A 24,717-nucleotide genomic window follows, 5' to 3' on the forward strand; every position below is an offset into this window, starting at 1 on the left:
CTTTGAATTGGTATAAATGAAATATCTCAAATATTTTGGAATTGCCCTTTTAGTCATCTTGATTGATCAGGCAGTAAAATTGGTTGTCCACTATCAGATGGACTTCGGCACACCTGGCCAGATTAAGGTGATTGGGGATTGGTTTAAGTTACATTACACCACCAACCCGGGAATGGCCTTCGGCATGCAATTGGGTTCAGAATACGGTAAATTGATATTGACTACTTTCAGACTTGTTGCAATGTTTGGAATTGGTTATTACTTGTATTACATCATCGAAAAAAAAATGCATACTGCATACATTGTATGCATTTCTATGATTTTGGGTGGGGCCATAGGCAACTTGATCGATAGTATATTTTATGGAGTATGGTTGGAAAATGCCCCCTACAATGCGCCAAACCCCTGGTTTCATGGACAGGTGATCGATATGTTTTACATAGATATTTGGGAAGGTTATTTACCTGAATGGATTCCCGTTTTCGGAGGCAGCTATACTGCATTATGGCCAATTTTTAATATTGCCGATGCTGCTATATTTGTCGGAGTGGCCATAATCCTGATTTTCCAGAATAAGTTTTTTAAGGAAAACGAAGAAAAGAAAACTGTAGAGGAAGAAGAAGTAGATGAAATCCAAAAGCAATTTATAGAGGGTGAAGAAAAAACCTCTACCAGAAACCAATGATTTAAAGGCTCTAGTAGCCTTTTTTTTATGCTTGTTAAGGAGATTGATAAACCGCTTTATATTGCTAACTTTAGTCAAAATAGGGACTTGGCTATGAAATCAATTTCTTTTTTTGGGATTTTGCTGTTTTTATGCGCTTGCGGAGGAATCGATGAGCAACCGGTCAATGAAGAAATAACAGAAGATATCCCTCCAAGAAAAAATAGGGATATCTGTCAATTTGATCTTTCTGATGTGGAGGGGGATTTTGATTTGTTTGGAAAATGGGAATTTGTAGCCTTTCAGGAGATTGAGAGTAAAAAACTGGATCAACTGACATGCATGGCCAGATGGGCTGAATTTGCTTTAGCTGGAGAAGATTATGAGAATATTTATAAGATCACCCTTGACATTCTAGAACCTTATGTTGATACAGAAGATAAATCCATGTTTGATTTTAATATCAGGACTTTTTCTTTTGAGTACTCAGGCCAAATTGAGCTTTCAGATGAAACGCTCTTATTTTTAATTGATACAGCTGCTACAAAATATAGCCCAAGTTCAGCTTCAACTACATTACCTGCTCACGAGTTTGAAGCAAAGTTTTTAAAAAATTTGGAAGCAGCCAGAGTGTATCATCTAGAGAGTAACAAACTATATTTCTATGGAAGCGGTAAGGAAAGGATGACATTCGTATCCCTTGAGGATTAATTTTCAGATTTAAATTGCAGGTATTTTTTAAATCATTTTCTGATCAATTATATTTCAATCTTAATAGATAAATTTTGCTCCCTATTTTTAAAAGTCCTGATGATAAAATTTTACTCATTAAGAAAATTTTTGAGTTTAATAATCGTGTAATTTCAATTATAAGTTTTTTAGCTTTCTCTCTGTTGGTTTATGACCTTGGGTTTAGGGATAACATTCAGGAGGGGTTTTTAGGGACTTTATATTATTTCCTCTTAATCATTTTATCGATTGGCTACACGGTGAGGTTGTTTTCCAGATCAGAGAGATACAACCACTCTAGGATGATCGTAGAAATAACCATAATCCTTTTTTTGATATTTACTTCTTTGGTCAATTTTGGTGTTATTGAACTAGGGTATCCATTAACTGTCGGAAATCTTGAAATCAAGGCATTTTTGGTAAACCTACTGATTTTGATATTATTCTTGATAGAGCTTAGTAAGCTGAGCCTAATTGCGAATCAGCTAAAGCTCCACCCCGCGCTGGTTTTTATTCTTAGCTTTTTGATAGTGATAGTTATCGGTACCTGCATGTTATTATTGCCCAATGCCACAACCAATGGAATATCCTTGATAGATGCTTTATTTACTTCTACCTCGGCAGTATGTGTGACAGGTTTGATTGTTTTGGACACTTCTTCAGATTTTACTTTTTTTGGTCAGTTTGTAATCTTGATTTTATTTCAGGTGGGAGGTCTTGGAATGATGACTTTCACCTCATTTTTTGGGTTTTTCTTTAAGGGATCTTATACTTTACAGAACCAACTTTTCCTTAGGGATTACATCAATGAAGAAAATATTGGAGCAATAAATTCTACTCTGCTCAAAATCATTCTTTTCACATTGATCACCGAAGGATTGGCAGTCTTACTTATTTACTCTTCCATAGACCCGAAATTATTTGAAAGTGTAGGAGACCAGTTGTTTTTTTCTACATTTCATGCCATTTCGGGTTTTTGTAACGCAGGATTTTCTACTTTAAGTGATGGACTATATGAAAGTGGCTTCAGAGACCAATATACAGTTCACCTGATCATTGCTTTCGCCATAATTCTCGGTGGAATTGGATTTCCGGTTGTATTTGGGTATTATAATTACTTCAAGCATGTATGGGTAGGAACAAAAAAACTCATCACCGGAGAGGAGGAATATAGACATGCACCAAGGGTAGTAAATGTAAATATCAGACTCATTGTGTATACTACGGGTATTTTGCTACTGATCGGATTTATTACTTTTTGGATATTTGAAAAAAATCATACGCTGGAAGGTCTTTCGGGCTACGGAAAATTTGTCACCACTTTTTTTGGAGCTGTGACACCAAGAACTGCCGGATTTAATACAGTGGATATGTCTGCACTTGCCATGCCCACTATTTTGATCTATCTCATCCTTATGTGGATAGGAGCCTCCCCGGGATCTACCGGAGGTGGGTTGAAAACAAGCACCATAGCGGTGGCAGTTCTTAATGCTGTAAGTATTGCGCGGGGCAAAGACCGTGTGGAGATTTTCAGGAGACAGATCGGAAATGAAACCCTAAGAAAAGCATTTGCAGTAATTTTACTTTCATTTTTGGTGATCGGATTGGGCGTATTTACGGTATTACTTTTCGACCCTCAAATAGCATTGATTCATGTAGCATTTGAAATATTTTCGGCATTTTCCACTGTAGGCTTGAGTTTAGGTATTACTGGTGATTTGTCAAACGGAAGTAAAATAGTGGTTACGATTATCATGTTCTTAGGCAGAGTAGGGACATTGACTGTACTTGTAGCTTTTGTTAAAAAAGCCAGGACTCTTCGCTATAAGTATCCTGAAGAAGGAGTGTTTATTACATAAAACCAAATTGAATTATGAAATACATCATTGTAGGATTGGGAAATTTTGGAGGGCACTTGGCCGCGAGACTTACCAGTTATGGTCACGAGGTAATAGGAATTGACGCCAGTGAGGAGAAGGTAGAAGCTGTTAAAGACAAAATTACTCATGCCATAGTATTGGATGCCACCGATATCCACGCAGTTAAAAATCTACCCTGCAGAGAAGCTGATGCGGTGATTATAGCAATAGGTGAAGATTTTGGTGCCTCGATTATGGTAACGGCCTTATTTAAACAATTGCAGATAAAAAGACTTATTTCCAGGTCAATCAATAAAGTGCATGAAACTGTCATACAAGCCATTGGTGTAGATGAAATCCTTCATCCGGAAGAAGACTCTGCAGAACGTATGGCAAAAAGTCTCCAGATGAAAGGAGTAATAGACTCATTGGACGTATCTGATGACTATAATATTATTGAAGTGAAAGCACCAAAGCGATATGTAGGACTAACCATTGCAGAAACCAAAATCAGACAAGATTACCGAATCAATATATTGACTCTGATAAAAATGGAAGAAAAACTAAATATTTTTGGCATAAAAGCAAAAAGTAAAAAGGTCACTGGGGTAGTAACCCCAAAAACCAAAATTGAGGAAGATGATATTTTACTTCTTTTTGGTCATATTAAAGATATTAAAGAAATTTTGAGTTTGGAAGATTAACCTTTGTTTACATTTTTCAGTTGAGATCCACAGAATTTACAAAACGCAGCATCCAAATCAAGTTCCTTACTATTGCAATTATTGCAGGTTATCCCTTGCTTTTTCTTGCTTTTGGTATTGGCAATGGCAAGTTCAGAGGTGACGATACCTGTGGGTACAGCAATGATTGCATAACCCAAAAGCATGATAACAGAAGCCAAAAATTTGCCTAGAGGAGTCAAGGGTGTTATGTCACCAAACCCCACTGTAGTCAGCGTCACAATGGCCCAATACATAGACATTCCTATACTGGTATAACCGCTTTCCGGACCTTCCACTATAAACATCAGTGTGCCTGCAATCAATATGATGGTCACTACAGTTCCTAAAAAAAGTTGGATTTTGAGTTTACTTGCTTTTAAGGCTGACTTGAGCACCTCTGCTTCTTTCATATAGCGACCAAGCTTAAGAATCCTCACAACTCTAAGAAGCCTCAATGCCCTGATCACCACTAGAAACTGTGTGCCTGCCAAAAACAGACTCAAAAAGGTAGGTACAATGGCCAAAAGATCTACCAGTCCATAAAAACTGAAGATATATCCCCACTTTTTTTTACTGAGCCAAATCCTCAACCCATACTCTATAGTAAAAAGACCGGTGAAAATCCATTCGAGAATCAAAAGTTCGCGATGGTATTCACTGTAAATACTTGGCTCCGAATCCAAAATCACCACAACCAGACTTCCCAAAATCAATATCAGAATGGCTAAATCAAAATTTTTGGAAGCTTTGTCATCATGTTCGAAGACGATATGCGCAAGCCGTGATTTGGAAGGGAAAATAGGCATTGTGGTTCAAGAAATAGGTGAAGTGTCAATATAATAAAAATGGTTGACCAAACGACTGTAGAAGACCAAGACACCTGTCAGGTTTTAAAAACCTGACAGGTCTGACACTAGATCACAGGGTCAAAAAACTCTAATTTTGCAGCTTTACTAAGACTACTGGCTTGATCGAGTGTATGTTCATAAAAAAAACCTACTCATCCCCCTCTTCATCAATCCAGATATTTTATATCATCTTTGACAATCCAGCCTTGGGTTGATTCAGAGACTTGATTTCGAGACTCATTTTTTCCTCCAATTTCAAATAGGTGTTTTCCAATTTATGCACATTTACTTGTGCAAAAGCACTGTGTTTTTGCACTTGTACAAGTGCATATTTTTTAAATTAGAATTTGTTAGATGCAGATTCTTCACGCCCACCAACCATTTTTCCAATTGCTGGTTTCGAATTCGATGAAAATTGTCCAATTTGCTCCCTATCATGAAATCTACCTCACCCATAACTACCAAAAATAAGCTTGAAACTAAAGAGGTGTTCAAGATCTCTCGTTTTAAGCCTTTGATCAAAAAGACCAAGCCGCATAAACACGAAGGCTACTTCGAACTGATTTTTATCGCTGAAGGAGAAGGATTCCACTGGATAGAGATGGAAAATTTTCAAATTCAAACGCCTGACTTTTACTTTTTGAAACCAGGCCAATTGCACTTTTGGCAGTTTACAGCCATTCCCAAAGGCTATGTAATGATGTTCAAGGAGGAGTTCATTGATGCAGTCAAAGAAGTGAAGATTCTGCAACAAATGCAGCAAATGGGGGAGTTGACAAGAATACCTGCTTGGAAGGATACCATTGTCGGGCAAATATTCGAAGACATCTTACTTGCCTATCAACACCCAGATCAATATTCAGAAGATTTGATCAAAGGATACTTGAGGGTGCTTTTTTCGAAAATTGCCAATCATGCTTCAGAATCCTTCAATAATGGAAAAGAAAATCCTCTCTGCGATAAATTCTTAAGTTTGTTGACCCAAAAAAGTCCATTGCTGCACAGAGTAGCTGATTATGCGGATTTATTACAAACATCACCTCAAAACCTCAATCAAGCCTGCAAGAAAAAAACAGGGAAAATAGCCTCCGAACACATCAATGCGCAATTGATACTCGAATCCAAAAGGAATATCCTCCATACCGACCAAAACATCAACCAAATCGCTGACCTGCTCCAATTCAACGACGCCTCCTACTTCATTAAGTTTTTTAAAAAGCATACCGGCGAAACTCCTCATCAGTTTAGGGGGAGGTATTTTGGATAGATCATCAGAGCCGACCTTTGGGGTTTCATAGAACCCCGAAGGTCTTAATTTAGAAATTAGCATTAGTTTATTTCACGTCTTCTCCAAGAAAACCTTCGAGGTCAGAAAAAGACCTCAAAGGTTAGCGACCACGTGACCTTTGGGGTTTCAAAGAACCCCGAAGGTCTTTTAGTTTTGAGAAGATTTGAATAAATTACTGTCCATTAAACTTTTATCAATATGACAGACATTTTTGAACCCGAAGGAATTTACCACATCTACAATAGGGCTGTTGGAGATGAAAAACTATTCAAATCAGATGATAACTATTTTTATTTCTTGGAGAAATTCAATAACTATTTGGGGAATAAAGTAGCAACTTTAGCTTATTCTTTGATCCCAAACCACTACCATTTCTTAGTAAAAGTCAATTCTGGCATCTCTGATGAACAACTTGTAAAAGCATTTTCAGACTTTCAGAATTCTTACTCCAAGAGCTATAATAAAGTCTTTTCAAGAAACGGATCACTCTTTCAAAGAAAGTTCAAGCGAAAAAAAATCAAGTCCGAAGAATACCTTACTAGAATAATCATTTATATCCATCAAAACCCTGTAAAGCACCAGTTGACCAAAAGCCCTTTTGAATGGAGATTTTCATCTTTTCAAGCTTATCTTTCCGACAGGTCATCAAAAGTAAGCAGGGAATTGGCCTTAGAATGGTTTGGAGGAATGGAGGGCTTCAGAATTGCGCATCAAGAGAATGTGGAAAAGTATTTGCCTGAGGATCTTTTAATGGAGTAAAGGGAGTCAAAAAACCTTCGAGGTCAGAAAAAAGACCTCAAAGGTTGGCAGCACCCGACCTTTGGGGTTTCCAAAAACCCCGAAGGTCTTTATTGAAGAGTAAAACTTTATTTTATTCACAGTTCCCTGAAAAACCTTCGAGGTCAGAAAAAGATCTCAAAGGTTGGCAGCAACCTGACCTTTGGGGTTTCCAAAAACCCCGAAGGTCTTTGTTGAAGAGTAAAACTTTATTTTAATCACAGTTCCTTGAAAAACCTTCGAGGTCAGAAAAAAGACCTCAAAGGTTTAACCCCCACTTTCATATTTACCATTTTCCCACCCATTTTTACCACAATACCTGTATATACCTAGGTTATTTTTGTAGCTGGTGAATTATGTTTTTGTCATTCAGCCATCAACCTATGTTAAAAAAAACCGCAACTGGCTTTTTGTTTCTACTGATGCTCTATCAGGCAGAGGCACAAAGTCAACTCAAGGAACTCCTTGAAATCAGCACGGCAAATTACCCTGAACTACAGGCCAAACGCCTCGAAACCGAAGCTGCCCAGAGATTGGTGCAATACGAACGTTCTGATTTCCTCCCCAGCCTGGACGGCTCCTACCAAATGGTCTATTCGACCAATAACAATATTACGGGCATGTTTTTACCAGGCTTGGTATTGCCTATATCTGGCCCTCCTGTGCCCGAAAACACCATGGATTTCACCTACGGATCCGCTGCATCCCTACTGATGAACTGGAACCCTTTTACCTTCGGCAAAAGAGCCAGCAAAATCCAAACTGCCAAGTTTGGACAGGAACTTGCTCAGCATCAGGAGACACTGACTATTCTGGAACATCAGGTAAGGTTCACGGAGGCTTATCTCAACTATTGGGCGGCAGCTTCCATGTCCCTTGCGGCAGAAAAAAACAAAGATCGCTTTGAAACCAACCTGGAACTGTCCAAAACCCTGGTGGACAATGGCCTTAGGCCAGGAGTGGACTCGGCACAATTCAGGGCGCTTTTTGTCCGCTCTAAAATTGACTATCTCCAAGCCCAAAAATCCGCAGAGTCTTACATGGCAAGAGTAAGGGAACTCTTGGGAGAAGACCAAAAGGAAATAGGTATTGATCCTAATCTACAGAGAACTGTTGCCGTACAGACGGAAGAACCCTTGGACAACCATCCACTTTTACAAAGTTCGCGCAGCAGAACCCTGATGGAAGCATCAAGAAAAACCGAACTCAACCGTTTTCTTTTGCCTGAGCTCAACCTCTGGGGAACTGCTTTTGCCCGTGGCTCGGCCATACTCTTCGAAGGTGGATTCAATGATCCGACAGACGGGCTTGCCTTTTCCAGATACAATTATGGAGTAGGCTTTCAAGTCGCCGTTCCGATTTTGCAATTTGCCCGGACTTCCAAAATGGTGCAAAGGCAAAATTCCCTGATTTCAGCAGCGGAAGCTTATGAAATGCAGGTAGAAAGATCGCTGGACAAAGACAGAACAGTGGCCAAAGTGACTTTGGAAAAAGCGCTGGAATCAGCAGCCCTGGCGCCGGAATATGTGCAAGCAGCAGAGTATAGCTATAAAGCACTGCAAGCTAGGTATGATGCCGGACTGATCAATCTGAACGAACTGGTGCAGGGTCAGGCTGACTTGGCCAAGGCAGAGGCCGAAAGCATCAAAGTCATGGCCGAAATGTGGAAAGCCTTACTGTATTACGCAGCAGTGAGTGGTGATATGGACTTTTTCTTACAAAACCTGAATTGATATGGATCTGATAAAATTATCCTTACGCAAACCCATATCGGTCATGGTGGTGATTTTGGCCATTGGATTTTTTGCTTTTCTCACCATACGCAGCATGCCGATTGACATTTTTCCAAAAGTCGGTGTTCCCACGATCTACGTAGCCCAGCCTTATGGGGGACTTTCACCAGAACAGATGGAAGGCTATCTCAGCTCGGTCTATGAACAGCATTTTATCTACATCACAGGCATATCTTCCATGGAATCCCGCTCTGTGCAGGGTATGTCATTGATCAAATTGCAGTTTCACGAAGGGACTGATATGGCAGAATCCATGGCGCAGGTGGTGGCACAGGTGAACCGAGCAGGAGGAAAAATGCCTCCCGGTACCATTGCGCCTTTTGTGGTACGCTATGATGCGGGGAATGTACCTGTTGGCCAGTTGGTGTTCAGTTCCGAGAGCAGAAGTCTTTCTGAAATCCAGGATTTGGCTGTAAACCGAGTTCGTCCCATGTTCTCCTCCTTGCCCGGCGTGTCCTCTCCTCCTCCTGTGGGTGGTAACCAAAGGAGTATTGTGGTGGACATTGATCCTGAAAAATTGAGAAGTTACCGACTCTCCACCGAAGATGTGGTGGAAGCCATTGCCAATGGGAATCGTTTGGTTCCTTCTGGAAGTATCCGGATTGATGATACAGAATATTTGGTCAGACCCAATAGCGTAGTGGAGAATTTCAAGGAATTGGAAAACATTCCTATTCACAACCAAAGAGGTCCAACGGTTTACTTGAAAGATTTGGCTGAGGTGAAAAACAGTGCCGACATCGCTACTGGTTATGCCTTGGTCAATGGTCAGCGCTCGGTCTATATCCCAGTGACCAAAAGATCAGATGCTTCGACTTGGACAGTGGTAAAAAACATCAAAAATGCACTTCCCGCCATGCGGGATGCTGTGCCCGAAGATATCAAAGTGGAATATGCCTTTGACCAATCCGGTTATGTGATCAAGTCTTTGAGAAATATCCTGACGGAAGGCCTGATCGCATCAATACTGACAGGCCTGATGGTTTTGGTCTTTTTGGGTGATTGGCGAAGTGGTCTGGTAGTAGTCATGACGATTCCTCTGGCACTTTTATCTTCCATTGTCTTCCTGAATCTCACGGGTCAGACACTCAACATCATGACCTTGGTTGGGTTGGCCCTTTCCATTGGGGTTTTGGTAGATGAAGCCACGGTGACGATTGAAAATATTCACCGCCATCTGGAAATGGGGAAAAGCCTGCCCCGATCCATCATGGATGGCACAAGGGAGATCGTAATCCCCAAACTCCTGATTGTATTCAGCATCTTGGCCGTATTTGTCCCTTCATTTTTTATGTCCGGAGTACCAAGATCCATGTTTATGCCCCTTTCCCTTGCTGTGGGCTTTGCCATGATCGCTTCCTTCATCCTTTCCCAGTCCTTTGTACCGGTAGTTGCCAATTGGCTTTTGGATAAAAAGTCTTTGGAAAAACAAGCTGAAAAGCAAAAAGGAGGCAGGTTTGACCGAATTCAGGAAAGGTATCAAAAAACCTTGAGCCGCTTGCTCCAGCAGAGCAAATTGACAGTGGCTTTTTATGGGGTGCTTTCCTTGCTTTCAGTGGCAGGCTTATACCTTTTGATCGGAACAGAGATTTTTCCGCAGGTAGATGCAGGGCAGTTTCTGGTAAGGATCAATGCCAAAGAAGGCACAAGGATAGAACAGACCGAAAGGCTCACCCAGCGTTTTTATAAGGAGTTGGAAGTCTTGACAGGAAAAGGCAACATTGAAATCAGTTCGGGATTTGTAGGCACAATTCCTTCCGCATATCCTGCATCCACCACATACATTTGGAACTCAGGCCCTCAGCAGGCTGTACTCACCGTGAAGCTGAAAGAAGGAAGTGGTATCAAAGTAGCTGAACTCAAAGAAGATATCCGTCAGATGGTTTCAGAGAAATTGCCGGAGTTGCGTATCAGTTTTGAACCAGCTGACATTGTAGATCAAGTCATGTCCATGGGAGCAAGCAATCCCTTAGAAGTGGCTGTTACGGGCAAAGACCTCAAAGAAACTCGGGGTTTTGCAGAAAAAATCAGATCCAACCTACAGCAAATCGCTTACCTCAGGGATGTGCAAATTGCCCAGCCTTTGGACTACCCCACTTTGGATGTGAACATTGACCGCATACAGGCCGGTCAACTCGGTCTCACTGCTGATGATGTAGGTAGGTCCATGATTTCAGCTACCAATTCCAGTAGGTTTACCAGACCGGTTTATTGGTTGGACAAAAATTCCGGGAACGCCTATCAGGTACAGGTGGAAATCCCTCAATACACCATGAATTCGCAGGAAGACTTGGAAAACATCTTCCTTCCGCGAGTAGGTGAAAGCAACAACCGACTCGGAGATGTGGCGAGAATCAGTCCAAGTCTTTCCCAAGGAGAGGTGGTTCGGCTCAACCAACAGCGCATGGTTTCAGTCACGGCCAACCTACATGACAAGACCATTGGCTCTGCACGCAAAGACATAGAAAATGCCATTGATGCTGCTGGAGAAAAACCAAGGGGCCTCAACGTGCTTGTCAGGGGACAAATGGAGTTTTTGGAAGAAACGCTTTCCGAATTGCAGACAGGATTGATCATTGCTGTATTTGTGATTTTCCTGATGTTAGCAACCAACTTCCAGTCCTTTAAGGCTGCTTTATCTACACTTTCTACTATTCCAGCAGTGGCAGTGGGTTCACTTTTGTTTTTACTCCTCTTCGGTGCGACGTTGAATATACAATCCTATATGGGTTTGATCATGGCTCTGGGTGTATCGGTAGCCAATGCCATTCTCTTTACGACCTTTGCGGAGGAGGAAAGAAAAAAACATGGCGATGCGCTAAAAGCAGCAAAAGCCGCTGGAAAGAGCAGGTTAAGACCGATTTTGATGACCAGTATTTCCATGATTGTAGGTTTGATTCCTTTGGCAGTTGGTGGCGACCAAACTGCACCTCTGGGCATAGCCGTGATTGGTGGACTCTTGTTTTCAACCGTTACGACTTTGTTGATCATGCCGTCTGTGTATTCCCGCTTGCTGAAAAATGCCAGCATAGCACCTGTTTCTTTAGATCCTTATGATGCAAAATCTAACCATTATGAATCAAATAGCTAAACATATGACCCCATTCACTTGGATGATTTTAGCAATGCTATTTTCCTGTAATTCATCAGAAAATTCAGGTGAAGCTGTACAGGAAGAAAAATTGTATGAAACCATCACCCTTCAGCAGGAAGACCTCAAGGGCAGCATCAGTCTCCCTGGGGAACTCAAGTCCTTTGAATCTGTCGCTATCTATCCAAAAATCACAGGATATGTACAAAGCATAAAGGTAGATCGTGGTTCCAAAGTGAAAAAAGGTGAGGTGATCGCACAGATCGAAGCGCCGGAAGTCATGGCAGAGTTGTCTGCTGCCAAAGCCAAAGTATTGCAGGCTGAGGGCTTCGCACAATCTGCTACATCCAAGCTTTCAACGACCAAAGATCAATACGACAGAATCCAAAAAACGGCTCAAACACCCGGAACAGTTTCCGCTTCGGATTTGCTGCGAATAGAAAATCAGCTTAAAGAAGAAGAGGCCAACGCTGCCTCAGCCCAATCTGCTTTGGAAGCGGCCAAATACCAGTTGCAGGCAGCACAGCAGATGGCTAACTACCTGACGATTCGTGCCCCTTTTGACGGAATGGTGACTGAGCGAAATGTGCATACAGGGACATTTGTGAGTGCTCAGTCCGGAGACAAACCCATGTTCCGAATGGAGATGAATGATGTCTTGCGCTTGGAAATCCCTGTTCCGGAATCTTATTCGGGATTGGACTTTGGGAGCGACAGCCTTTCTTTCACGCTAAATACACAATCTGGAAAAAGCTTCAAGGCCAAGGTCAGCCGTCAATCCGGCAGTCTTCAAAATGCCAGCAGGACAGAAATCATCGAAGCCGATGTTCCCAATAAGGAAGGTGCTTTGAAAGCAGGAAGCTTTGCCCAAGTGAAGGTAAATTATAAAAAAGAAGGCTCCATAATGATCCCTAATGCTGCCTTGATCACTAGCATGGAAGACCGTTTTGTAGTCAAAGTGGTGAATGGAGAAGCACAGAGGGTTTCAGTAAGAAAAGGAATATCCAAAGACGGGCAGACCGAAATCTTCGGTGACCTGCAAGCAGGAGATATTATACTTAAAAACCCTTCTGAGACGATTCAAAGTGGGGACAGGGTGACTGTTGGCCTTTGAGGTTTCCAAAAAACCGAAGGTCTTTATTGATGAAAAAAAGTTTCACGCAACGGACGCAACGGTAACGCAACGATCGCAGCGAGGAAAACCATAAATCAAAAGTAGAACTCACATTGCGGTCGCCGCGAATTTCTTGGCGTCCGTTGCGTGAAAAATCAAAACCAAACCTTATGAAAAAGTCCTTATTAATGCTATTTACAATTTTGCTAATTTCTAATGTTAATGCACAGGAGGAAGAGAAATACAGTAAAGTGGATTTTGCTTTAGAAGGCATGGCAGGCATAGCATTCGGAAAGAACTTTACCTCTTTCAATGTGGGAGGTCCCAGCTTACTCCTAAACGTAAACCAGAAAGTCAAAATAGGTTTTGGTGCGCTTCCTTCATTTTATATTAGAGATGGAAAAACCGGAGCCAAGCTTGGAGTTGCGCCTCGATTAGATATCAAAAATTGGGTATTCTTTGTGCCCTTCTATCATTTTGATACAACTGATGAATGGCTTTGGTCTGTAGGTGTTGGGTATAAGTTTCATAAGAAATAATAGTTTCTCGCGGCGGTCGCGACGGTGAAGCAACGATCGCAGCGAAGTAAAACATAAATTTAAAGTAAAACTCACGATGCGGTCGCTGCGAGTCTCTTTGCGCTCGTTGCGTGAAACAATTAAAAATCTTCGATACCGTACGTACGGTACCAAAGGTTAAAACAATGTACCATGGAAATCATCATCATCTCCCTCACCGCTTTCCTAGTAGCCATCCTGACCTTCTTTTCAGGCTTTGGCTTGGGAACGATATTGACGCCAGTGTTTATGATTTTCTTTCCAGTTGACATAGCTGTTGCCTTGACTGGCGTGGTGCATTTTTTCAACAACATCTTCAAATTAATTCTGGTAGGCAGAAATGCAGATAAATCAGTCCTGATCCGATTTGGAATCCCCGCAGTGATTGCTGCTTTTGCGGGTTCCTGGGTGCTCTTGAATATCTCTGATCTGGAACCGCTCTTCAGTTATGAAATGTTTGGCCGAACCCTTATAGTCGAGCCTGTGAAATTCATCATCTCTATATTACTGATCATTTTTGCTTTGATGGACTTGATTCCCTATTTCCAAAATCTCCAATTCGGAAAAGAGAAATTACCGTTTGGAGGTGCATTGAGTGGATTTTTCGGAGGACTATCTGGAAATCAAGGAGCCTTGCGATCGGCTTTTTTGATCAAGGCTGGATTGTCCAAAGAGGCTTTTATCGGGACGGCGGTAGTGGTATCAACATTTGTGGACTTCACTAGGCTCAGTGTCTATGCGACCCGATTTGCCCAAACAGACCTCAGTGAGAACATCCAACTGGTAACAATTGCCACACTTTCTGCGATTGCTGGGGCATATTTGGGGAATAAGCTTTTGAAAAAAGTGACCTTGAAGTTTTTGCAGGTGACTGTTGCCATCATGTTGATTTTGATCTCTCTTGCTTTGGGAGCAGGGTGGATTTGATTGAAAACTCTGTTAATTAGATGTATGAATTCAGAATCCAACTCTCTCTTTGACTATTTCTCCCAATTCCAAAAACTCAACCCAAAAGCTGAGGAAGCTATAAGTGAAATTTGTTCTGATGTCCATGTTCCCAAAAATAGGGATCTCCAACCTATCGGACATACTTGCCGGACGATCTATTTTGTCAAAAAAGGTTTGTGCAGGACATATTACTACAAAGATGGGCTGGACATTACAGAGTCTTTTGCTTTTGAAAATTCTTTGATTGCCCGGGTGGAGAGCCTTTTTACAGGTATACCAAGCAAAAAAGGTATACAGACTCTGGAGAATTCTGAATTTATAGGAATCTCGTCCCCTGCTCTTTTTGATCTCTATGATCAATTCCCTGAGATTGAACGGCTCTTTAGGAAGATTTTTGAAGCTGCTTATGTGGATACTGTAAATAGGATTGAAAGCATACAGTTTCATACCGCTGAGGAAAGGTATAAAGATTTAATCAGAAATTCCCCAGATCTCCTACAACGCGTACCTCTCAAGCACATCGCTTCCTATTTGGGTATTACTCAGGTAAGTCTTAGCAGAATCAGGGCAAAATATTGACCCCAAAGGTTAAGGCACCAGTCTTTTTTAACATTTGTAAAAGGAATCTCAATCCCTATTTCCCACTTTTGTCCTCGTTATGGAAAAAGTAAAACTCGGCCTAAAGGAAAACTGGAAGCAATTTACCCTATTGGTGATTATTAATGCCTTCGTGGGTGGAATGGTGGGTCTGGAAAGAAGCGTCCTGCCACAGATCGCGGAGGAGGAGTTCGCCATTGCGGCAAAGACGGCTATCCTTTCTTTCATTATCGTTTTTGGAATAGTAAAAGCCATTTCCAATTATTTTGCCGGGACATTTGCCAATAAAATCGGGAGGAAAAACCTATTAGTGATAGGCTGGATTTTTGGGCTTCCCGTTCCTTTTATCCTGATGTACGCCCCTAGCTGGGACTGGATTGTAGCTGCCAATGTCCTATTGGGAATCAACCAAGGATTGTCTTGGAGCAGTACTGTGGTAATGAAAATTGACCTTGTGGGAGAGAAGCAACGAGGCTTTGCCATGGGGCTCAATGAATTTGCAGGATACTTGGCGGTGGCCGCTGTAGCTTTTCTTACCGGGTATATAGCCGGAGAGTATGGATTAAGGCCTTATCCTTTTATTCTTGGAATCGGGCTTGCCGTATTGGGTTTGTTGGGTAGTATTTTCTTCATCAAAGATACTTCTAAGCATGTACAGGCTGAAAATAAGGTCAGCAATATTTTACGTCTGGAAAACACCTTTTGGGAAACTACTTGGAAACATCCTAACCTGGGAGCAGTGACACAAGCGGGATTGGTCAACAACCTCAATGACGGTATGGCCTGGGGGTTGTTTCCCATTTTATTGGCAGGCAAAGGTTTTAATTTAGAAGCTATAGGAATTGTTACCGGGGTTTACCCTGCAGTCTGGGGATTTGGGCAATTATTTACAGGAAAAATGGCAGATCTTTATTCAAAAAAAATGTTGTTGGTCATTGGGATGTTGTTGCAGGGGCTTGCATTGTTCATCTTTCCCTGGGCAGAATCCCTATATCATTATATCGCCCTTGCTGCTGTATTGGGTTGGGGTACTGCAATGGTTTACCCAACATTCCTGGCAACTGTCGCAGAAAACACCCATCCTGAGGACAGAGCAGGGTCAGTTGGTGTTTTCAGACTTTGGAGAGATTTGGGATATGCGATAGGAGCAATTTTGACGGGTATCCTAGCTGATGCATTTGGGCTGGAAGTTTCCATTTTAACAGTCGCATTTTTAACTGTTATTTCAGCTTTATCGATTCTGTGGAGAATGGTGCCTATAAATACTCTTAAACATGACTGATTCAATTCCTTCAAAGGATCAAGCCTTATTTTCTTCCCATGAGCTAATTACCAATTTATTGTCTATTCAATAAATAGTGTTTTTCGAATACTCGAAAAAGGTCCATCAAGCTCTTTCCCATCTCTTCTGACCAAATTTAAAGTCAATTGGTATTCTCCCTTTGGAAGGTTGGCTACCCTGACAGGAGTGACTTCCTGGATTTCATATTGGAATTCATTCAGACTGATCTGAACTTTCAATCTATCCAAATTGATATCCCCACCTACCAAAAGAAAATCGATTGTCACCTCTTCCCCCTCCTTGAATTTTGTGTTGTTTGAGGGAATATTCAAAGCAAGATAAGGTTCAGCTTGATAGGGAAAAGGTCTGGTCTCCCCTACCATAAAATCCCTGTCAACAAAATTTCCAAACTCCTTTAATGCCAGTCCCTCTTCATCTACTAAATATCCAACCGCTCTGTAGGTGCCTTCATTAAGCTCTCTTTGAAAAATAGGAGAATTGTATCCTACTGGATCACCTGAATTAAGTATCATTTTCAATTGAAAACCCGCCATTCCAGATTCAAAAGGATAATTTTTGATATTGAATTCAAAAGGGATTTTACCTGGTCTGAATTTCTGATTACCCAATGGAGAATACATTTCGATGACAGCATCTGGATAGTCGTTTTTCTCCTCATAAAAATAAAAACTGATCTCGGGTCGCTCCACAGCTATACTATCAGTTTCAGGCTCATTGAGGATCACCATTTCCTCCTTCTTTTCACGGGAAGATTCGCATGCAAACAAAAATGAAACTGCAATCAGAATAATGGGAAGTAGTTGTTTTCTCATGGATTTGTAGGCTAGAAAGCTAAATTATTTAATTTTAGCTGAAAATGGCTTAACTTTCGAAGTAAAATAAACCAAAGTATGACAGAGATTTTATATGATGAGGTTCCTTCCTTAGATTTGGCGGACTTCACTTCTGGAGATTCGGAAAAGAAAGCAGCTTTTGTAAAAAAGCTTGGAGATGCATACCAAAACATAGGTTTTGTTGCAATCAAAAACCATGGTTTGAGCAAAGAATTGCAAGATAAACTTTATGCAGTAATCAAGAAGTTTTTTTCCTTACCTGATGAGATAAAGACTAAATACGAAAAGCCTGAAATAGGTTTTCAGCGAGGATACACTGGAAAAGGTAAAGAGCATGCAAAAGGCAGAAATACCGGAGATTTAAAGGAGTTTTATCATGTGGGTCAAGAGTTGTCTGACATTCCTGATTCTGATCCCATCAAATCCGAATATCCGGCCAATATTTGGCCCGAGGAGATTCCGGAGTTTGAAGAAATTGCACTAGAAATTTACAGAACTTTGGAAAATGCAGGGAAAAACATGTTGAAAGCCATTGCAATTCACCTGGGTTTAGAAGAAGAATATTTCGAAAGCAGGGTGGCATTTGGAAATTCAATCCTAAGACAAATACATTATTTTCCAATAGAAAATCCAGACGATGTTCCAGCAGATGCGGTAAGAGCAGCCGAACATGGAGATATCAACCTGATCACACTCTTGATGGGAGCTTCAGCAGATGGTCTTCAGGTACTGAGAAGAGATGGTAAATGGATCCCTATTACCGCACTTCCTGATCAACTGGTCGTCAATGTTGGAGACATGCTCGAAAGGCTGACCAATAAAAAACTGAAGTCAACCATTCACCGGGTGGTCAATCCTCCCCGTGAATTGATGAATACCAGCAGGTACTCAATTCCGTTTTTTATGCATCCTAGATCCGAAATGGATCTTACTTGCCTGGAAAGTTGCATAGATACCGAAAATCCCAAACAATTTGAAGACGCAACAGCAGGAGAATTCCTAGATGAGCGACTTCGCGAACTTGGCTTGAAGAAGTAAGCCGTGTCGGTAAGAGGGGTACGATATTATATTTATCTCAAAGACGTACTGCTTCTTGCTGTGACAGCATTTGGAGGCCCTCAGGCTTTTCTCGCCATGGTATTGGATATCATGGTGAGAAAGCGGGCTTACATTACTGAAGAAGAATTATGGGAACTCAATGCACTCTGCCAAGTGCTCCCAGGCCCTACCTCCACCCAAACGATCTCTGCCATAGGCTATAGAATAGGTGGGCCTAATTTAGCTTATTTATCACTTTTTGTCTGGATATTACCTGCCACTCTACTCATGATAGGAGCGGCATTTCTCATAGATTTTTTACAGGAAAACACACCCGGAGCACTGAATTTTGCCAAATTTATCCAGCCTATGGCCATAGGTTTTATCATCTATGCAGCCCAAAAAACAATTTTCAAAATGGTGAAAACACCCGAAGCCACGGTTTTGATGATGTTTTCAGCCTTTATTTCCTTTTTTTACAATTCCCCTTATGTATTCCCTTTCTTGTTGGTGGTAGGTGGAATCAGCACTTCCTTAAAATTTCGTGAACAACCAGTAGAAGACGGGGACAAAAAATTGGTGATCTCTTGGTCAAATTTTATGCTTTGGGGAGGAGTATTGGTCATAGCGGCAGTTCTTGGTGCCATCACCAAAAACCAGTCTGTCTTACTTTTCGAAAATTTTTATCGAAATGGATCTTTGATTTTTGGTGGGGGGCAGGTATTGGTACCTTACTTATATACTGAATTTGTAGAGTTCAAAAAATTCCTCAGTTCCCAGGAATTTCTGACAGGATATGGAATCGCTCAAGGTATTCCTGGGCCTACTTTCAGTATAAGTTCCTACGTAGGCGCATTGTCTATGCGTGAATATGGCATTCCAGGCTTGTTGACAGGCGGATTTATTGCTGCGGCAGGAATATTTCTTCCCGGTACATTTTTGATATTCTTTGTGATCAGATTTTGGGATCAGCTCAAAAAATACAGACCTATTCGGGCTGCCTTGGAAGGCATCAATGCAGTGAGTTGCGGGATGCTGATTGCGGCTGCTTATCTGCTTTTTGAACCTTTGGACAATAACCTTTTCAATGTCCTGGCCATTTTTGGCACTTATCTATTACTTCAATTCAGCAAGCTGCGTTCACCTGTAATTATCATTATCGGGGTTCTTGCCGGAATTGGGTATAATTGGGTATTTTGAAAGTATTCCCACTGAGGATATACAAAAATCATTTTATCAAAATTGTCCTTTTAAAATCCGAAAGCATTTGTCATTTTAGCAGCCTGAAAGGGACGTTTTCGAAGCGTCGCTTTATTCTATTGGAACTTTAGCTCAGTTGGTTTAGAGCGCTGCCTTGACAGGGCAGAGGTCGTGGGTTCGAATCCCTCAAGTTCCACAACAAATTTGTTAAGGAAATCGATAATCTTTCATCTATTTTTCGCTGCTTATGCAATGCATGAGCCTTATTGGTTTCATAATATAAAAGCTTTTTCTGGGACGAAATTGTATTGGCAGACCAAATTACCCATGGAAAACCACAACAATAATAACTCATATCAGTAAACATTAAGGAGAACTAAACTTTAAACTTTTAATCATTATGGATATTACAAAAAAAGCAAAAGATGAAATTGATGCGAGACTCGACAAAATCGAAGACTTTATCGCTAAAAACGGAATCGGGTCCAAGTATCTTCAAAAAGCAAAAAAAACTCATAGAGACGTAAACCTGGCACTTGCCGCAAGCAGTATTTTGGCGGTTGTTGGTATTGCCCTCTGGTTTAAATTAAAAAGTAAAGAAGAAGAGTAAGATCAATATTATTTCTAAATTAATCAAATCAACTAGCCTGGCAAAAGTCCAGGCTTTTTTGGGGAATCAGTTTTAAAATCCATTGTTTTTTTCTTCAATAAGGCAATCAACTCGGAAGCCTCCTCAGGCATTGGAGCATCATTGCGTACAGGAACAGAAGGGTTAAATTCATTCCCAAATCCTGAACATCCTATTAAACAATAAAACTCTTCACCCTTCCCAGCAGCTGTCTGTCTATAGTACCCTTTATGGATAAAATCTTTTGCCCACAATCGGATCTGTCTATGATTATAAGAAAGATGTCCAATTAGATCACTGCTTAAGATTTGCTGATCTCCAAACTGCGTCTGAAGTGTAGTCGGATAATGCCTGTTTGATTTATAAATCAAGAATGCAGGTTGCTCAGGCAGATCTCTTTCTACCGGTTCAATTTCAAATTCCAGCCAACCTTCCTCGATTGGAAGTACTTTATCCAAAGTAGCAATTAATGCATGTGCTTTATACATGTCATTCCCGTTTAAAAAAGATGCCCATTCCATTGAAGGTGATCTATCTTTAGCAATAACAGTGTAACGAATCCCTTGATGAAATAAAACGTCTCCTGCATGTAATTCCTGATTTTTTGAATAAATGGAGTTTTTTGATCTCACCAGATATTTTCCTCTTGATGGATTTAATCGCAGTTGAATGGTTTTGCCATTGATAACCGAAGAAGGTCCGTCAATTTGGTATGTAAACCTGCCAATATGAAGAATTGTAGAAAGATTACTACCAATCCCAAACTCATTTGTGAATATTTGGAAAGCAGTTTGATCACTTGTTATATGAAATTGATTGCCCAAAACAAACCCTGACACCTTAAAAGAAGTATTTCCGAATTTTTCTTCAGGTTCAAAATCAGTTCTAACATTTTCAAAAACAGCGGTAATATTTCTTCCGTAGGGGGACTTAAAATCCATAAACGAACCTCCTGAATGGACTATATTTTTCCCAACAATAACTGTTTCATTATCATAATGAAAGCCAAATCCCCAGCCACAAATATTTTCTGAAGGATGCCCCTCCTTAAGAGAATTCGTATTACAATCCATCAATATGATCTTGTATGGCTGGGGATTTTGTTGCCCTCTGAAAATTGGGGTCATTATCGGGTTTGCATCAGGTACTCTCCTGAATGGAGGGCATATATTTACCCTTAGCCCTACTTTTGTTTTTGCAGATCCAACCACCATCAGACAATCGCCTTGTTTTATGGTTTTCTTTTCAGACCATCTAAAGTAATCTTCTCTACCTATTAATAAATTACATCTCTCTCCAATCACAAAAGTATCATTAGTGATTTCTATACTTTCATAATCTGGGATAACAAAAGTTTTATCCATGCCTAAGAGTAAGGTATCATCTGAATTTTGCTTTGATTGAATATGTCTTACCGCTCTTTTCCAAGCCAGAGAATTATCAAAAAAAACATAGGCCGGACCACTGGACTGGTTAAAATCAAAATCAACCTCTATTTCGTTTTCGGAAATTACTCTTAAAATTTTTGCATAACGAGAGCCCTTTATCCCTGGATAAAATAGGTCATTCTCAGGAGTCTCAGGATTTTTATGGAAGAAAAGTCCACAAAAAGTTTTTCCTAAATCAGAATTTTGAAACAAACCGTTAGGCGATCTAATCAATTTCCCATTGAAAGCAAGATTCTCAAAGTATCTAAAATAGGCCTCCCCCCCAAACCTTTCTAGAGTTACTGTATTTTCAGAAATTATTTGATCTGAAATTATTGAAGCCCCAATTTTTGATGTTGAAAAAGTATCAGCCTTGCTTTGAAGTGATTGCTCTATTGCAGGAATTAAGATGGTTGTATTAATATGCTTAACAATTGCATTTAGATCTATTTCCCCATTTTCATGGAATTCTTCAATTTTCAATGTACCTGAAAAACTAATTTTAATTTCTTTCATAGACTTTAAATTAAAAAACCTCTAACATTTGGTTTTTCAACCTCATTTAAATTAATAACTAAATCACCCTCTTAATGTACTGAATTAGAATTGACTTCTGAAATCCAAATCCAAAATAATCCATTTAACTACCTGTAGAAACAAACCTGGACCATTTACATCTAGCTCTTGTAGGCTATAACAATTCCATTTAAATTGCCTTCTGGAAAAATTAGAATTATGAAAAAAATATACTGTTTACTGGCTTGCTTCCTAATTCTTGGGGCAGCCTTAGCCCAAAAAAGCCCAGAGGAATTTCTTGGGTATGAATTAGGAGAGCGGTTTACACCACATCATCGGGTACACGCTTATTTTGAGCATCTCGCAGAAACACTCCCAAACGTGGAATTGGAATACTATGGAGAAACTTATGAACATAGACCACTATTCATAGCCATCCTCTCTTCCCCGGAAAACATGAAAAACCTTGAAAACATCCGCAAGGATAATCTTCGGAGAACCGGTATGGAAGAAGGAACCCCATCAACCAAAGCTGCCATCAACTGGATGCAGTATAATGTACATGGAAATGAGGCTGTAGCTACTGAAGCCGCCATGATGACTTTTTGGGAAATGGCAAATCCATCCAACGGACAAGCTAAGGAATGGCTCCAAAATCAAATCCTAATCATAGATCCCTGCGCCAACCCTGATGGAAAAGACCGCTATACCATGTGGTACAACCAAAAACAAAACAACAGGCTACAACCAGATCCGCAATCTGTGGAACATTTTGAACCTTGGCCAGGAGGCAGACCCAATCACTACTTGCTTGACCTCAACAGAGATTGGGCATGGCAAACACAAAAAGAAACCAAACAGCGTCTGGAGCTTTATCACAAGTGGATGCCACATCTTTTTGTAGATTACCATGAGCAAGGAATCAATGATCCATTTTATTTTGCCCCGGCAGCAAAACCTCTGCATGAGCTGATATCTCCTTTCCAATATGAATTTCAGGAAATTTACGGTAAAAATACAGCTGAAAAGTTCGATGAACAGGGATGGTTTTATTTTACAAAAGAGAGATTTGATTTGTTATACCCTGCTTATGGAGACACTTGGCCAACTTACAATGGTGCCATAGGAATGACCATAGAAAAAGGCGGTTCAGGAAGAGCCGGACTCGGCATGTTGGACGCCATGGGTGACACTGTGACCCTAAGAGAAAGAATTGAACACCAACATATTGCAGGAGTTTCTGCTGTGGAAGTTACTGCTAAAAATGCAGAAAGACTTGCTGATGAATTTGCAAAATACTTCAAAAATAACAGTAGTAACCCTTCAGCCAAATACAAAAGCTTTGTCATCAAAGGAGACCAACATCCTGAACGGGTAAAAGCATTGCTCAGCTTGCTTGACAAGAATAAAATCCAATATGGTATGGCCGGAAACAGAAGCGGGCTAAAAGGTCTGGACTACGAAACAGGAAAGTCTGCCAACTTCAGCACTTCTGACAAGGACATCATTGTCAATGCCTACCAACCCAAAGCTGTATTGACTGAAATTCTTTTTGAGCCGGAAGCCAAGCTTCAGGACAGCTTGACTTATGACATTACAAGCTGGGCACTTCCCTATGCCTACGGTGTAAAAGCTTATGCTATGGAGAGTAGACTTGACGCAGCTAAGCCTTTTGAAGCTGCGGTTTTTGAAGAAAACAAAGCACCTGGTAAAGCACTGGCTTACATCGCACCTTGGAATGCAACAGTACATGCCAGGTTTCTGGCTGCACTGCTCAATGAAGGCATAAGGCCGAGATTTGCCGAGTTTCCATTCGAGATAGGAGGTAACAAATTTGAAGCAGGTACATTGATCATACACAGAAATGGCAACCAGTATGTAGCAGACTTTGATCAGAAGGTAGCCGATCTTGCCAACAAATTTGAAATCAGGCTTACTGCTTCCAATTCAGCCTATGTGGATGCCGGAAAAGATTTTGGGTCCCCTGATGTAAGGCCTATCAAAGCCCCAAAAGTAGCATTGATCGGTGGTTCAGGTGTTTCATCCCTTAATTTTGGGGAAATCTGGTACTTTTTTGAGCAAGAGCTGGACTACCCGTTATCCATATTGGAAGCCGAAAACTTGGGCAGGTTTGACCTGAGCCAGTATGATGTCATGCTGTTGCCATCCAGCTGGGGTTCTTCTTTGAACGGATCTGCCAAAAGTAAAGTAATGGACTGGATAAAAGCCGGAGGTAAGTTGATTGCCTTTGAAAACGCCCTGAATGCATTTGCAGATCAGGAAGGTTTTGATCTACGCAGGTATGATACTGAAGAAGAGAAAAAAGCAGCCGAAAAAGCCAGCCAAGAGATTCAAAGTTCAGAAAGGTTAGAGCCTTATCAGGAAAGAGAGCGTCTTTACATTTCCAACACCGCAGCAGGAGCCATCTATGAAGTAAAAATAGACGGCACCCATCCTCTTGGCTTTGGAATGGGAGGTAAATTCTACACCCTCAAAAACAACGGATCAAGATATGCCTACCTCAATAATGGGGTCAATGTAGGAACCATACCTTCTACAGATGCATATAGATTTGGCTATATAGGAAAAAATATTAAGCCTAAAATGGCCGACACCATGGTGTATGGCTTAGAAAATCAAGGAAGTGGACAGGTAATTTACATGGTGGATAACCCGATGTTCAGGGCTTTCTGGGAAAGTGGGAAACTTCTTGTTGCCAATGCGGTATTTTTGGTAGGACAATGATCTGAAAAATCATACAGTTTCTAAAAAACGTAAAAGC

20 protein-coding genes and 1 tRNA gene are annotated in these 24,717 nt (G+C 40.8%); 18 read left to right on the forward strand and 3 right to left on the reverse strand.

Features of this window, described 5'->3' with window-relative positions; genetic code table 11:
• The first annotated feature begins 16 nt into the window (after window positions 1-16).
• The 4 genes from A33Q_RS10525 (at window position 17) to A33Q_RS10540 (ending at window position 3,956) form a co-directional block, all read left to right on the forward strand.
• A complete protein-coding gene (locus A33Q_RS10525; RefSeq protein ID WP_009033928.1) occupies window positions 17-685 on the forward strand; it encodes a lipoprotein signal peptidase in 669 nt (222 codons plus the stop codon).
• Between the two features lie 93 nt (window positions 686-778).
• Window positions 779-1,375 (forward strand): hypothetical protein, encoded by a 597-nt coding sequence (locus A33Q_RS10530; protein ID WP_016255085.1) that lies wholly within the window; start codon window positions 779-781, stop codon window positions 1,373-1,375.
• Between the two features lie 74 nt (window positions 1,376-1,449).
• On the forward strand, window positions 1,450-3,252 hold the full coding sequence (locus tag A33Q_RS10535) for a TrkH family potassium uptake protein (protein WP_009033930.1): 1,803 nt from the start codon (window positions 1,450-1,452) through the stop codon (window positions 3,250-3,252).
• A gap of 14 nt (window positions 3,253-3,266) precedes the next feature.
• Window positions 3,267-3,956 (forward strand): potassium channel family protein, encoded by a 690-nt coding sequence (locus A33Q_RS10540; protein ID WP_009033931.1) that lies wholly within the window; start codon window positions 3,267-3,269, stop codon window positions 3,954-3,956.
• Here A33Q_RS10540 and A33Q_RS10545 read toward each other — a convergent pair.
• Window positions 3,953-4,783 (reverse strand): ion transporter, encoded by an 831-nt coding sequence (locus A33Q_RS10545; RefSeq protein WP_009033932.1) that lies wholly within the window; start codon window positions 4,781-4,783, stop codon window positions 3,953-3,955. The two genes, A33Q_RS10540 and A33Q_RS10545, sit on opposite strands and share 4 nt — an antisense overlap.
• 478 nt (window positions 4,784-5,261) lie before the next feature.
• Between A33Q_RS10545 and A33Q_RS10550 the strand changes: the two genes are divergently transcribed.
• From A33Q_RS10550 to A33Q_RS10590, 9 genes are all read left to right on the forward strand, one after another.
• Window positions 5,262-6,092: a helix-turn-helix transcriptional regulator gene (locus tag A33Q_RS10550; RefSeq protein WP_009033933.1), complete on the forward strand. Its 831-nt coding sequence runs from the start codon at window positions 5,262-5,264 to the stop codon at window positions 6,090-6,092.
• A 219-nt stretch (window positions 6,093-6,311) separates the two neighbouring features.
• Entirely contained in the window at window positions 6,312-6,872 is a 561-nt protein-coding gene (locus A33Q_RS10555; RefSeq protein WP_009033934.1) for a transposase, read from the forward strand.
• Window positions 6,873-7,273: 401 nt separating this feature from the next.
• Window positions 7,274-8,623 (forward strand): TolC family protein, encoded by a 1,350-nt coding sequence (locus A33Q_RS10560; RefSeq protein ID WP_009033936.1) that lies wholly within the window; start codon window positions 7,274-7,276, stop codon window positions 8,621-8,623.
• A 1-nt stretch (window position 8,624) separates the two neighbouring features.
• Entirely contained in the window at window positions 8,625-11,774 is a 3,150-nt protein-coding gene (locus tag A33Q_RS10565) for an efflux RND transporter permease subunit (protein ID WP_040490353.1), read from the forward strand.
• Entirely contained in the window at window positions 11,758-12,888 is a 1,131-nt protein-coding gene (locus A33Q_RS10570; protein WP_009033938.1) for an efflux RND transporter periplasmic adaptor subunit, read from the forward strand. Before A33Q_RS10565 ends, A33Q_RS10570 begins: the two co-directional genes overlap by 17 nt.
• Before the next feature lie 170 nt (window positions 12,889-13,058).
• A complete protein-coding gene (locus A33Q_RS10575) occupies window positions 13,059-13,427 on the forward strand; it encodes a hypothetical protein (RefSeq protein WP_009033939.1) in 369 nt (122 codons plus the stop codon).
• Window positions 13,428-13,598: 171 nt separating this feature from the next.
• Window positions 13,599-14,372: a sulfite exporter TauE/SafE family protein gene (locus A33Q_RS10580; RefSeq protein WP_009033940.1), complete on the forward strand. Its 774-nt coding sequence runs from the start codon at window positions 13,599-13,601 to the stop codon at window positions 14,370-14,372.
• Between the two features lie 24 nt (window positions 14,373-14,396).
• Window positions 14,397-14,972 carry a Crp/Fnr family transcriptional regulator gene (locus A33Q_RS10585; RefSeq protein ID WP_009033941.1) on the forward strand — a complete coding sequence of 192 codons (576 nt, stop codon included), beginning with the start codon at window positions 14,397-14,399 and terminating at the stop codon, window positions 14,970-14,972.
• Between the two features lie 79 nt (window positions 14,973-15,051).
• Window positions 15,052-16,272 carry an MFS transporter gene (locus A33Q_RS10590; RefSeq protein ID WP_009033942.1) on the forward strand — a complete coding sequence of 407 codons (1,221 nt, stop codon included), beginning with the start codon at window positions 15,052-15,054 and terminating at the stop codon, window positions 16,270-16,272.
• 62 nt (window positions 16,273-16,334) lie between these two features.
• Here the strand turns inward: A33Q_RS10590 and A33Q_RS10595 are convergent, their stop codons facing one another.
• Complete coding sequence (locus A33Q_RS10595; protein WP_009033943.1) at window positions 16,335-17,105, reverse strand: hypothetical protein; 771 nt, start codon at window positions 17,103-17,105, stop codon at window positions 16,335-16,337.
• A 78-nt stretch (window positions 17,106-17,183) separates the two neighbouring features.
• On the opposite strand from A33Q_RS10595, the gene A33Q_RS10600 reads away from it, so the two are divergent.
• The 4 genes from A33Q_RS10600 (at window position 17,184) to A33Q_RS10615 (ending at window position 19,974) form a co-directional block, all read left to right on the forward strand.
• Window positions 17,184-18,164, forward strand: a complete 981-nt coding sequence (locus A33Q_RS10600) for an isopenicillin N synthase family dioxygenase (RefSeq protein WP_009033944.1) — start codon at window positions 17,184-17,186, stop codon at window positions 18,162-18,164.
• 3 nt (window positions 18,165-18,167) lie between these two features.
• Window positions 18,168-19,364: a chromate efflux transporter gene (gene chrA, locus A33Q_RS10605; protein ID WP_009033945.1), complete on the forward strand. Its 1,197-nt coding sequence runs from the start codon at window positions 18,168-18,170 to the stop codon at window positions 19,362-19,364.
• 121 nt (window positions 19,365-19,485) lie between these two features.
• A tRNA-Val gene (locus tag A33Q_RS10610) sits at window positions 19,486-19,560 on the forward strand.
• 204 nt (window positions 19,561-19,764) lie between these two features.
• Entirely contained in the window at window positions 19,765-19,974 is a 210-nt protein-coding gene (locus tag A33Q_RS10615; protein ID WP_009033946.1) for a hypothetical protein, read from the forward strand.
• Between the two features lie 32 nt (window positions 19,975-20,006).
• Here A33Q_RS10615 and A33Q_RS10620 read toward each other — a convergent pair whose 3' ends face one another.
• On the reverse strand, window positions 20,007-21,935 hold the full coding sequence (locus A33Q_RS10620; protein WP_009033947.1) for a hypothetical protein: 1,929 nt from the start codon (window positions 21,933-21,935) through the stop codon (window positions 20,007-20,009).
• Between the two features lie 219 nt (window positions 21,936-22,154).
• Here A33Q_RS10620 and A33Q_RS10625 point away from each other — a divergent pair, with 219 nt between their 5' ends.
• On the forward strand, window positions 22,155-24,680 hold the full coding sequence (locus tag A33Q_RS10625) for a M14 family zinc carboxypeptidase (protein ID WP_009033948.1): 2,526 nt from the start codon (window positions 22,155-22,157) through the stop codon (window positions 24,678-24,680).
• Window positions 24,681-24,717 lie beyond the last annotated feature (37 nt).

It is taken from the genome of Indibacter alkaliphilus LW1, from assembly GCF_000295935.2.
GTDB lineage: Bacteria > Bacteroidota > Bacteroidia > Cytophagales > Cyclobacteriaceae > Indibacter > Indibacter alkaliphilus.

Excerpts from the sequence above, each read along its gene's own strand:
- A33Q_RS10525 (WP_009033928.1), top strand. The coding sequence starts at position 17 with ATGAAATATCTCAAATATTTTGGAATTGCCCTTTTAGTCATCTTGATT.
- A33Q_RS10530 (WP_016255085.1), top strand. The coding sequence starts at position 779 with ATGAAATCAATTTCTTTTTTTGGGATTTTGCTGTTTTTATGCGCTTGC.
- A33Q_RS10540 (WP_009033931.1), top strand. The coding sequence starts at position 3,267 with ATGAAATACATCATTGTAGGATTGGGAAATTTTGGAGGGCACTTGGCC.
- A33Q_RS10545 (WP_009033932.1), bottom strand. The coding sequence starts at position 4,783 with ATGCCTATTTTCCCTTCCAAATCACGGCTTGCGCATATCGTCTTCGAA.
- A33Q_RS10550 (WP_009033933.1), top strand. The coding sequence starts at position 5,262 with ATGAAATCTACCTCACCCATAACTACCAAAAATAAGCTTGAAACTAAA.
- A33Q_RS10555 (WP_009033934.1), top strand. The coding sequence starts at position 6,312 with ATGACAGACATTTTTGAACCCGAAGGAATTTACCACATCTACAATAGG.
- A33Q_RS10560 (WP_009033936.1), top strand. The coding sequence starts at position 7,274 with ATGTTAAAAAAAACCGCAACTGGCTTTTTGTTTCTACTGATGCTCTAT.
- A33Q_RS10565 (WP_040490353.1), top strand. The coding sequence starts at position 8,625 with ATGGATCTGATAAAATTATCCTTACGCAAACCCATATCGGTCATGGTG.
- A33Q_RS10570 (WP_009033938.1), top strand. The coding sequence starts at position 11,758 with ATGAATCAAATAGCTAAACATATGACCCCATTCACTTGGATGATTTTA.
- A33Q_RS10575 (WP_009033939.1), top strand. The coding sequence starts at position 13,059 with ATGAAAAAGTCCTTATTAATGCTATTTACAATTTTGCTAATTTCTAAT.
- A33Q_RS10580 (WP_009033940.1), top strand. The coding sequence starts at position 13,599 with ATGGAAATCATCATCATCTCCCTCACCGCTTTCCTAGTAGCCATCCTG.
- A33Q_RS10585 (WP_009033941.1), top strand. The coding sequence starts at position 14,397 with ATGAATTCAGAATCCAACTCTCTCTTTGACTATTTCTCCCAATTCCAA.
- A33Q_RS10590 (WP_009033942.1), top strand. The coding sequence starts at position 15,052 with ATGGAAAAAGTAAAACTCGGCCTAAAGGAAAACTGGAAGCAATTTACC.
- A33Q_RS10595 (WP_009033943.1), bottom strand. The coding sequence starts at position 17,105 with ATGAGAAAACAACTACTTCCCATTATTCTGATTGCAGTTTCATTTTTG.
- A33Q_RS10600 (WP_009033944.1), top strand. The coding sequence starts at position 17,184 with ATGACAGAGATTTTATATGATGAGGTTCCTTCCTTAGATTTGGCGGAC.
- A33Q_RS10615 (WP_009033946.1), top strand. The coding sequence starts at position 19,765 with ATGGATATTACAAAAAAAGCAAAAGATGAAATTGATGCGAGACTCGAC.
- A33Q_RS10620 (WP_009033947.1), bottom strand. The coding sequence starts at position 21,935 with ATGAAAGAAATTAAAATTAGTTTTTCAGGTACATTGAAAATTGAAGAA.
- A33Q_RS10625 (WP_009033948.1), top strand. The coding sequence starts at position 22,155 with ATGAAAAAAATATACTGTTTACTGGCTTGCTTCCTAATTCTTGGGGCA.